Here is a 9,659-nt window from a genome sequence, read left to right on the forward strand (position 1 = left end):
CGCGGGCGCGCAACTCTATACAAAACAAGCCCCCTGTCAATCGCCTAAAGTGGGGGGAAATCAGCTTATAACAAGGAACGTACACTTGATGAAGCCGCGACCTTACCACTGGAGGTATAGGCCTCGTGGTTGGCTTCGACGTGGCTGAGTTTATAAAGGTAATTTACCATCAGTCCCGCCGACTGGCCGAGTCCCTTTGCCGACACATCGCCAAGCCAGTTCAGGCGTTCAATGCGGGCCCCGTTGCTAAGATGAAAATGAGCCACCGGATCAAGCGCACGCAAACCCCCTTTTCGCATTTTCTCAGCCGCAAGATATTGCGCTGCTAGCCGTTTAAGCGGGCCTTGCAGAGCGTCAGAAGCCTGTTTGTCATCTGGCCAGCCAGAATCGTCCAGCAGCACCTTCAGTTCGGCATCGTTGTCACCTGCCGCCAGTCGCTTATCCAGCCAGGCTTTGAATCCGGGAACCGGAGAAAGGGTTGCAAAGGTTTTCAATCTCTTGAATTCGGAGGACAGGGAATTTACGACACCCTTGATTAGAAAATTACCGAAACTGATGCCGGCAAGTCCCTTTTGGGCATTGGAAATAGAGTAGAAAATCGCCGTATCGGCGCTGGTCGGATCAATCACCGGAGCCGAGCCATCCAGCAATGCCTGAATGCTGTCAGACATCCCATCAACCAGGGCAACTTCAACAAATATCAAGGGTTCATCGGGCATACGGGGATGAAAATAGGCAAAACAACGGCGATCGGAATCGAGGCGGTTTTTCAAGTCATCCCAGCTTTCGATGGCGTGGACAGCTTCGTAGGCGATCAGTTTTTCAAGCAAGCTGGCCGATGAGCTGTCCCAGGAAATACGGCGCAGTTCAAGGAAATCCACATCAAACCAGGTTATCAGCAGCCCTTTTAAGTCCTGTTCAAGACCGTTGAGAAGCGAATCGCCACCGTTTGCAGCAAGTAGGTCGGCCCGCATATCGACGAGGAACTTGACCCCTTCGGGCAAGGCGTTGAACTGGGTCAGCAGTTTTAACCTGGGCGGTTCCAGGACTTTTCGCAAATCCGCTTCCGCCTGAAGGCGCGCCGCCTGATCTGATGCCTGTTGCAGGGACAGCACGGCGGCATCGACGGCACCGTGATCAACGTCAAAGTTTTCGGCCAAAACCGTTAAAAACCTGACCTTTCCAGTCTTATTGAGGGCCAGATAAGCGCGCCCCAGCGCCGCCGCGCGGGCCCGCGCCGAAACCTCGCCACCGCGGGTTTCAAGACAAGCGTGCATTTGCTCAAGCAAACGCGCGGCGTCGGTTTCAGGTAGGTCCGGCTGTAGACTGGCCGCCGATTCGTCATATTCGGACCCGGCAATTCCTTGCCAGGCATGGCGCAAATTCTTCAACGTGCGCTCTAAAAACCCGGATTTACTTTCTTCGCTCATGACTGATTGTTGCCATCAATTTCCAGACCGCGCAAGACGCCAGACAAGGCTGCGGCCAGATCTTCGGCGATCAGGCCCGGGCCAAAGGCCATAGCCGCCTGTCCATGCAGCCAGCAGGCGGCAGCGGCGGCATCGAAAGCGTCCATTGTCTGAGCAAGCAAACCGGTGGCAAAACCGGCCAGAACGTCCCCGGAGCCCGCCGTCGCCAATGTCGGCGGCGCACCTTCGTTGATAATCGCACGGCCATCCGGGGCGGCGATGACGGTGTCAGCTCCCTTTAATAAAACGACCGCACCGCTCTGCAATGATGCTTCACGTACTTGTTTAAGTTTATCGTCTTTAATATTGAAAATACGCCTAAATTCTCCATCATGTGGCGTCAATAAAACAATCCCGGCAGTAGCAATGGCGGCAAACAGGGTTTCAGGATCGTCGCTAAAAACGCTCAAGGCATCGGCATCAAGAACTGTCGCTTTGCCCGACCCAAGGGCGGCCAGAACCAGATCGCGGGTGCGTCCGCCTCGTCCGCATCCGGGTCCGATCAGAACCACATTTTTTCGCCTGTCGGACAGAAGTTCTTCAAATGCCTCAACACCTTCGGCACTGCTGATAATATTACCGGGGTCACCGGCGGCGTAGGCTTCTATGGCTGCGGCGGGAGCGGCAATCGTCGCAAGTCCCGCGCCGATTCGGCGCGCCGCCGTTGCCGCCAGTCGGGCCGCCCCTGTCATTTCAGCCCCACCGACAATCAGGGCATGACCCCGATCATACTTGTTGTCACCGGCTTGCGGCCGCGGGAAACGAGAAAGCCAGAAACCCGGCCCATTTGCGAAAATGTCAGGCTTGATTTGTTCCAGCACAGTCTCGGGAATACCAATATCAACGACCACAACCTCGCCCATCAATTCCCGGCCAGGCAACAGCAAATGTCCCGGTTTGCGTCTGAAGAACGTCACACACAGGACACATTTGGGAGCACTCCCGAGGATTTCTCCACTATCACCATCTACACCGCTTGGAACATCAATGCCGACACAGTCCAGCCCTTGCTGGTTGATAGCATTGATGACGTCCTTTGCTTCCCCCTCAAGAGGCCGCGACAAACCGGCGCCAAACAGGGCATCGACAACCAGATCGTCATCACCCAGAAGTTCGGGATCAAGGGGCAAAACAGGCCCCGTCCAGGCTTCTGCGTTGATCGCCGCGTCCCCTTTCAGGTTTTTTACATCACCGAGTGACGCCAGACGCACCGGCCAGCCACTGGCCGCCAGCAGGCGGGCGACGACGAAGCCGTCCCCGCCGTTGTTTCCTGGCCCGCACAGGACGATTACGGGGCGCGGTTGCCAACGGTTGGTGATCGCGTCACAAGCGCCCTTACCAGCCGCCTCCATCAACCGGACGCCCGCAATCCCGGCAGCAATGGCGGCGTTATCGGCCATCGTCATTTGTGAAACACTCAGGAGGGCATTGTTCAACATGAAGCTATCATACAGTGTTTCATTCAGGCCTAACATGATCTAGAACCTTTACGGCTTATCGAAAGGGAATAGAAAGCATGACCACGTTGGTTCTCGGTGCCGGTGTCATCGGCGTCACGAGCGCATACTATCTGGCCCGGGCCGGTCACGAGGTTGTCGTTATTGACCGCCAGCCCGGCCCGGCGCTGGAGACCAGTTTCGCCAATGGTGGCCAGATCTCCGCCAGCCACACAGAACCCTGGGCAAGCCCGTCAAATTTCCCCGAAATCATCAAATGGCTGGGCCGCGACGACGCTCCCCTGAAATTCCGCCTGAAAGCTGATCCCGCCCTTTGGTCCTGGTGCCTGAGGTTTCTGGTCAATTGCACGAAGGGTCGCGCCGATATCAACACCGAACGAATGTTGCGCCTTGCCCTGTACAGCCGCGATTTGCTGGCAGACCTGCGCCATGACACCGGTATTGAGTATGATCAACTGAGCACCGGGATTCTCCACATCTACCGTGATAAAAAGGTATTTGACGCCGCAAGCGCACGGGTGCGGATGATGAATGATCTGGGACTTGATCGATCCCTCCTTGATGTGGAGGCGTGTCTGGCCCTGGAACCGGCCTTGAAAACGGCAGCAGATAACGACTTGATCCGTGGCGGTATCTTCACCCCGGGTGATGAAAGCGGTGACGCCCACACATTCACGACGGCGCTGGCGGGCCTGGCCGAAAAAATGGGCGTCCAGTTCCAATACAATACCCGGATCACTGGCCTGATCGTCAAAGACGGGTGTATCAAGGCAATTCAAACCACGCAGGGGGAATTTGAAGCAACGTCCTGTGTTGTCGCACTGGGAAGCTATTCTCCGCTGCTTTTGAAACCACTGGGGATCACTCTACCGGTCTACCCGGCCAAAGGATATTCGGTCACCCTTGATGTCGGCGACAGCCCGGATGCCCCCTTCGTCAGCCTGATTCAGGATGAATTGAAACTCGTCTATTCCCGACTGGGCAAGCGCTTACGCATTGCCGGCACGGCGGAGATCGCCGGTTACAATACCCAGGTCGATGATCAGCGAGCGCGGCAAATCCTTAAAGCGGCGCTGACCCTGTTCCCCAACAGCCCAAGCTGCCAGAGCGGTGAATTCTGGGCCGGGCTACGTCCAAAAACCCCTGACAGTGTCCCCATCATCGGAAAAACAACGATCGATAACTTATATTTGAACACCGGCCACGGCACCCTGGGCTGGACCATGGCTTGTGGTTCGGCAAAAATTCTGGCCGATCTCGTTTCAGGGAACGAGCCGGATATCAGCCTTGATGGATTGGCCATAAGTCGTTTCGGGCAATAACGATAGCGGCGACATGAACCTTTCAAACCAAAACCGTTGATCGAAACGTTTGTTCTTAACGGTCCAGTCTTTCTTTGACGTCGGCGGCGAAGTCCTCGTAACGTCTGAGCGCCGAAACCTTGACGTCCACATGCTGGCCCATCTTCTGCATGATCGGCAGATCCATAAGGATTTGGTCCAGGGTGTCGGGGCCATCAAGATCAACGATGGCGATGACGCGGCGTTCGCCCGCGCACTTCCAAAGATCGACGACCGCACCGGCCTCCTTGGCTCCGAGCGCCACCCCGGCTTCTTCCGCCCAGATGGTGAAAAGGTCGTTCTGGTTCATATCTGCCGAATAGGTCACGTTAAAATCAAGATGGTATAACATTGTCACCCTCCTTTTGATTGTGCCCAGTCATTCTAGCTGTTTTCGGCTCACCAAACCATTGTATCAGAGCCGATCACACTTAAACGGAATCATTACTTGATTCCGTTTAAGTGTGTGAATCGGCTTGCTGTTGAAAAAATCGATCAGTTTTTCAGGCTATTGATTTTCTCACTTGTCGGGTCATTCATTTGCTAACTTCTCTCTGTGTCCTGTTTTTATTTATTTCTGGAATAAGAAATGCCCCCCAGCGACGTCGAAATCATAGAAAAAACCACTCCCTTCAAAGGCTATCTGCAGGTTGACCACTACTTGCTCAAACACGCTTTATTTGAAGGCGGCTGGAGCGATGTGATGTCACGGGAAGTCATCGAACGAGGTCATGTTGGTGCGGTGCTGCTTTACGATCCGGATCTGGACCTGTTTGTCCTGACCGAGCAATTTCGACCCGGGGTGCACGCGGCGAAATCATCGCCCTGGTGGGATGATGATTACTCTCCGTGGCTGGTGGAATGCGTTGCCGGCATTATAGACCCGGGTGAAACACCTGAAGATGTATGCCAGCGCGAAAGTGTTGAGGAAGCCGATTGTCCCATCACCGCCCTGCACCCCATCTACCATTATTTTTCATCACCGGGCTGCCTGACTGAATCAGTGTTTCTGTTTTGCGGCAGGGTCGATGCGTCAAATGCCGGTGGTGTTTTTGGCCTAAAACATGAGCACGAAAACATCCGCGTTTTTACAGCCAGCCCGGATGAAACCTTCACCATGCTCGAGCAAGGGCGCATCGCCAATTCAATGACCATGCTGGCGGTCCAGTGGTTTCAACTCAATGGTGATAAAATTCGTCAATTATGGGCTTAACATAAAGGTGATTGGACCTTACTCTCAAAGTCTCTATGTCTTGGTTACACGTCGTAACGAGAGTAAATTTTATGAGTATTCGTGAAGGTTTTATCGGCGCTATCGGAAACACCCCTCTGATCCGGCTTAAAGGTCCGTCAGAGGCGACAGGTTGCGAAATTCTGGGCAAGGCCGAATACGCCAATCCCGGCGGATCGGTCAAAGACCGTGCAGCCCTGTATATTGTCCGTGACGCCGAACAACGGGGTTTGCTTAAACCCGGCGGGGTTATTGTTGAAGGCACCGCCGGCAACACCGGCATTGGCCTGGCCATGGTCGCCAATGCACTGGGTTACCGCACCGTCATCGTTATCCCTGACACTCAAAGTCAGGAAAAGAAGGACATGTTGCGTTTGTGTGGCGCCGATTTGCGGGAAGTCCCGGCGGCCCCTTACCGGGAGCCCGGCAACTACGTTCATGTATCAGAACGCCTCGCTCAGGAACTCAATGAATCTGAAATCAATGGGGCGATCTGGGCCAATCAGTTTGACAACGTCGCCAACCGTCAGGCCCATGTGGAAACGACCGGTCCGGAAATCTGGCAGCAAACAGCGGGCAAGGTCGATGGTTTTATTTGCGCTGTCGGTACGGGCGGCACACTGGCAGGAACAGCCGCTACCCTGCGCGGCCTTAACAACAATATCAAAATTGGATTGGCCGACCCCATGGGAGCGGCGCTTTTCAATTATTACGCAAATGGTGAATTGAAAGCTGAAGGATCATCAATTACAGAAGGCATCGGACAGGGCCGGATAACCAAAAATATTGAAGACCTGAAAGTAAATATGCCCTACCAGATTGGTGATGAGGAACTGCTCCTCGCTTCGTTCGATTTACTAAAAAATGAGGGTCTGTGCCTTGGAGGATCAAGCGGAATCAACGTTGCCGGCGCCATCCGCATGGCCAAAGAAATGGGGCCGGGACACACCATCGTTACCATGTTGTGTGATAGTGGCGCCCGCTACATGAGCAAGATGTTCAACCCGGTATTCCTTGAAAGCAAGAATTTACCGGTACCCGACTGGCTGAATTAATAAAAAAAGAGAACCATTATGGACTACCAAAACCCCGACGCCCTGGTCAGCACCGATTGGCTGGAACACCATTTGATGGCTCCCGACGTGCGCATCGTCGACGCCACGTTCTACCTGCCCCACGATGAACGCATTGCCGCCAATGAATATGCCACTCGCCATATTCCCGGTGCCGTCTATTTCAACATCGATGAAATCTGCGACAGCGATACGGACCTGCCGCACATGCTGCCAAGTCCTGAAAAATTTTCATCAAAGGTTCGCAAGTTGGGACTAGGCGATGGAAACAGGATTGTCGTTTACGACAGTTCGGGCGGATTCATGGCGGCGTGTCGGGTTTGGTGGATGTTCAGAATTTTTGGTCATGCCGATGTCGCCGTGCTGGATGGCGGTTTACCTAAGTGGATGGCGGAAAAACGGCCCGTCAATGACGACGAGGTGATCCCCCAACCACGCCATTTCAGCGCTTCCATGAACAACACGTTGGTCAAAAATCTTTCGCAAATGATGTCTAACATTGAAAAACACAAATATCAGGTCGTTGATGCCCGCAGTCCCGGTCGCTTCGATGGGATCGATCATGAACCCCGACCGACAGAAAAGCGCGGTCATATTCCGGGTAGCCTTAACCTGCCCTTCAACACCCTGTTGAACCCGAAAGACAACTTCACGTTCAAGTCTGCCGATGAAATTCTCGACGCCCTTGATCATGCGGGGATCGATTTAAATAATCCGCTCACCGCCAGTTGCGGATCAGGCGTCACCGCGTCCGTAACCGCTTTGGCACTCTATCTTGTCGGTCATGACGAGGTCGCGGTTTACGATGGTTCATGGGCGGAATGGGGCGATCATCCAGATACCCCCGTCGGCCCATAAGCAAGCCATGAAAGAAATTCTTTCAATTCGCCCCTTCATTGAAGGTGACTTTGAAGTTGTCGCCGCTTTGTGGCAATCCTGCGGGCTGACCCGGTCATGGAATGATCCCAAGCATGATATTGATGCGTGCCGGGCCAATCCAACCAGCGAGTTGTTCGTGGGCCTTAGCGGTGATCAGATCGTCTCCTCTGTCATGGCAGGTAACGATGGCCACCGGGGCGTCGTCTATTACGTCGCCAGTGCACCCGAACAGCAGGGCAAGGGATTCGCCAAACAGATGGTTCGTCACGCCGAAGACTGGCTGAATGGTCGTGGTGTGTGGAAAGTCAATCTGATGATCCGGGACGACAACGAGAAAGCCCGCGGCTTTTATCACGCCGTCGGCTATGAGGAAGAAGCGCGCATAAACATGTCGCGACGCCTTGAAAGCGCAAGCAAAGACCAACAACTTGAATGTATTGTCACCTACCTGCAGATGGATGAAGCGCCAACCCGCCCTGCCCCACCAACACCGGCCAAAAATATCGCCCTGCTTAGATGTGAAAGCCCAAGCGTCGGCTTTTATCGCTACCTGTATGAAAGCGTTGGCGCGGGCTGGCTTTGGTACGAACGCCGGGTTATCGATGACGCAACCCTGGCTGCCCTGGTTATCGATCCACTGGTGGAAATATTTGTCCTATATGTTGACGGAACCCCCGCGGGTTATTTTGAACTGGGCTTGCGCGAAATGCCGGAAATTGAACTGGCTTATTTCGGCCTGATGGGCGATTTCATTGGTCAGGGGCTGGGGTCATTTTTATTGCGTCAGGCCATTGACCAGGCCTGGAGCCACAATCCTGATCGCCTGTGGGTCCATACCTGCAACTTTGATCATCCCGATGCATTGGCTGTCTATCAGCGCTGCGGCTTTGAACCTTACGATCAGCAAACAACCTACGTTGACGATCCCCGCATTCTTCGCCCCGATCTGGATTGGACTTGAAACTTATGAAAATTGGAATTCCCAAAGAAATCAAACCGCAGGAAGGCCGGGTCGCCCTGTTGCCTGTCCATGTTAAGGAATTGGTTCAGGCTGGCCATCAAATTTGCGTCGAAAAAGATGCAGGGCTCAAGTCAGACGCAATGGATAAGGACTACGCCGAAGCCGGCGCCACCATTTACGATAGTCCGGCCCAGGTCTTTGAAAGCTCAGAGCTGATCGTCAAGGTCAAGGAGCCGCTGGAACCTGAATATGACCTCTATAAGGCCAACCACATTCTGTTCACTAACGTCCATTCCGCCGCCGACAGGCCGCTGACTGACCATATGTTGAAAGTCGGCCTGACCGCCATCGCCGCCGAAGACACCCACCAGCATGGTTCTCCCAATTGCCCGCTGGCTGGCGAGGTTGGCGCCTTTGAGGGTGTCCGCCTATGTCTCAACCCGCATGGCGGCACCGGCCGTCATTTCATGCCGCATTTTGGCGCACCCGCATTGAAAGCCGTGGTCTTGGGTTTGGGGGCTGTCGGCAGTGGCGCACTTAGAACCTTGTTGCGACTGGGTTGCTCGGTCACCGGACTCGATATCAGCCAGGCCTCAAGGATGAGCGCCGAAGTGAATTGGGCCGGTACTGACTTCACCACAGCCGGCACCGACGCCCTGCCGGGCTTGCTTGCCGACACCGACCTGTTTATCAATTGCGTGCTGTGGCCCAAACACCGTGACGATCATTTGATTGACCGCGCCATGCTTGCCCAAATGAAATCAACGGCGGTGATCGTCGATATTTCCTGCGATGCGGGCGGCGCTGTCGAGACCACCCGTGCGACAAGCTGGGACGACCCGGTTTATGTGGAGGACGGCATTCGGCACTTCTGCGTTGATAACATTCCCGGTGCCGTCGCCGTTACAGCGTCTGCCGGTTACGGCGAAGCCCTGCTGCCGTTCGTCAAATTGATTGGAGAGGTTGGCGCGATCGAGGCATGTCGACGCGAAAGCTGGCTGGCCAAGGGATTGACCTGTGTTAACGGTGAATTGATCCTTGAGGAAACCGGGCGTGTGCAGAAACGCTCCTTCACACCACTGGCGGATTTCCTAGTGTCCTGCCCCAGTAATTAGAGCCTCCTCAGAAACTCTAATCCATTGAATATAAGAGATGAATCAATATTTTGGTCTGGTATAATGCACGTTATTCGCCATTAACCAGATGAAAAGCTTGCACCATGCGCAGTCGTTGCTCCCCCAATCAGCTC

At 54.4% G+C, this 9,659-nt stretch carries 9 protein-coding genes; 6 read left to right on the top strand and 3 right to left on the bottom strand.

Annotation, left to right across the window (positions count from 1 at the left end; all coding sequences use genetic code 11):
* Positions 1–65 precede the first annotated feature (65 nt).
* Both HOL66_11025 and HOL66_11030 read right to left on the bottom strand, forming a co-directional pair.
* Positions 66–1,430, bottom strand: a complete 1,365-nt coding sequence (locus tag HOL66_11025; GenBank protein MBT5244769.1) for a malonyl-CoA decarboxylase — start codon at positions 1,428–1,430, stop codon at positions 66–68.
* Positions 1,427–2,908 carry an NAD(P)H-hydrate dehydratase gene (locus HOL66_11030; GenBank protein MBT5244770.1) on the bottom strand — a complete coding sequence of 494 codons (1,482 nt, stop codon included), beginning with the start codon at positions 2,906–2,908 and terminating at the stop codon, positions 1,427–1,429. The genes HOL66_11025 and HOL66_11030 overlap by 4 nt, the downstream gene beginning before the upstream one ends.
* A 77-nt stretch (positions 2,909–2,985) precedes the next feature.
* Here HOL66_11030 and HOL66_11035 point away from each other — a divergent pair, with 77 nt between their 5' ends.
* Complete coding sequence (locus HOL66_11035) at positions 2,986–4,248, top strand: D-amino acid dehydrogenase (protein MBT5244771.1); 1,263 nt, start codon at positions 2,986–2,988, stop codon at positions 4,246–4,248.
* Positions 4,249–4,303: 55 nt separating this feature from the next.
* Here the strand turns inward: HOL66_11035 and HOL66_11040 are convergent, their stop codons facing one another.
* A complete protein-coding gene (locus tag HOL66_11040; protein MBT5244772.1) occupies positions 4,304–4,618 on the bottom strand; it encodes a transporter in 315 nt (104 codons plus the stop codon).
* Positions 4,619–4,855: 237 nt separating this feature from the next.
* Here HOL66_11040 and HOL66_11045 point away from each other — a divergent pair, with 237 nt between their 5' ends.
* From HOL66_11045 to HOL66_11065, 5 genes are all read left to right on the top strand, one after another.
* Entirely contained in the window at positions 4,856–5,479 is a 624-nt protein-coding gene (locus HOL66_11045; GenBank protein ID MBT5244773.1) for an NUDIX domain-containing protein, read from the top strand.
* Between the two features lie 71 nt (positions 5,480–5,550).
* Positions 5,551–6,552 (top strand): cysteine synthase A, encoded by a 1,002-nt coding sequence (locus HOL66_11050; GenBank protein MBT5244774.1) that lies wholly within the window; start codon positions 5,551–5,553, stop codon positions 6,550–6,552.
* A gap of 18 nt (positions 6,553–6,570) precedes the next feature.
* A complete protein-coding gene (sseA, locus tag HOL66_11055) occupies positions 6,571–7,428 on the top strand; it encodes a 3-mercaptopyruvate sulfurtransferase (GenBank protein ID MBT5244775.1) in 858 nt (285 codons plus the stop codon).
* 7 nt (positions 7,429–7,435) lie between these two features.
* Entirely contained in the window at positions 7,436–8,410 is a 975-nt protein-coding gene (locus HOL66_11060) for a GNAT family acetyltransferase (GenBank protein ID MBT5244776.1), read from the top strand.
* A 5-nt stretch (positions 8,411–8,415) separates the two neighbouring features.
* Positions 8,416–9,525 (top strand): alanine dehydrogenase, encoded by a 1,110-nt coding sequence (locus HOL66_11065; protein ID MBT5244777.1) that lies wholly within the window; start codon positions 8,416–8,418, stop codon positions 9,523–9,525.
* Positions 9,526–9,659: the final 134 nt, after the last annotated feature.

It is taken from the genome of Rhodospirillaceae bacterium (assembly GCA_018662005.1).
GTDB lineage: Bacteria > Pseudomonadota > Alphaproteobacteria > Rhodospirillales > JABHCV01 > JACNJU01.

What these genes read in the sequence shown, in the direction of transcription:
- HOL66_11025 (MBT5244769.1), bottom strand. Translation starts at nt 1,430, where the DNA reads ATGAGCGAAGAAAGTAAATCCGGGTTTTTAGAGCGCACGTTGAAGAAT.
- HOL66_11030 (MBT5244770.1), bottom strand. Translation starts at nt 2,908, where the DNA reads ATGTTGAACAATGCCCTCCTGAGTGTTTCACAAATGACGATGGCCGAT.
- HOL66_11035 (MBT5244771.1), top strand. Translation starts at nt 2,986, where the DNA reads ATGACCACGTTGGTTCTCGGTGCCGGTGTCATCGGCGTCACGAGCGCA.
- HOL66_11040 (MBT5244772.1), bottom strand. Translation starts at nt 4,618, where the DNA reads ATGTTATACCATCTTGATTTTAACGTGACCTATTCGGCAGATATGAAC.
- HOL66_11045 (MBT5244773.1), top strand. Translation starts at nt 4,856, where the DNA reads ATGCCCCCCAGCGACGTCGAAATCATAGAAAAAACCACTCCCTTCAAA.
- HOL66_11050 (MBT5244774.1), top strand. Translation starts at nt 5,551, where the DNA reads ATGAGTATTCGTGAAGGTTTTATCGGCGCTATCGGAAACACCCCTCTG.
- sseA (MBT5244775.1), top strand. Translation starts at nt 6,571, where the DNA reads ATGGACTACCAAAACCCCGACGCCCTGGTCAGCACCGATTGGCTGGAA.
- HOL66_11060 (MBT5244776.1), top strand. Translation starts at nt 7,436, where the DNA reads ATGAAAGAAATTCTTTCAATTCGCCCCTTCATTGAAGGTGACTTTGAA.
- HOL66_11065 (MBT5244777.1), top strand. Translation starts at nt 8,416, where the DNA reads ATGAAAATTGGAATTCCCAAAGAAATCAAACCGCAGGAAGGCCGGGTC.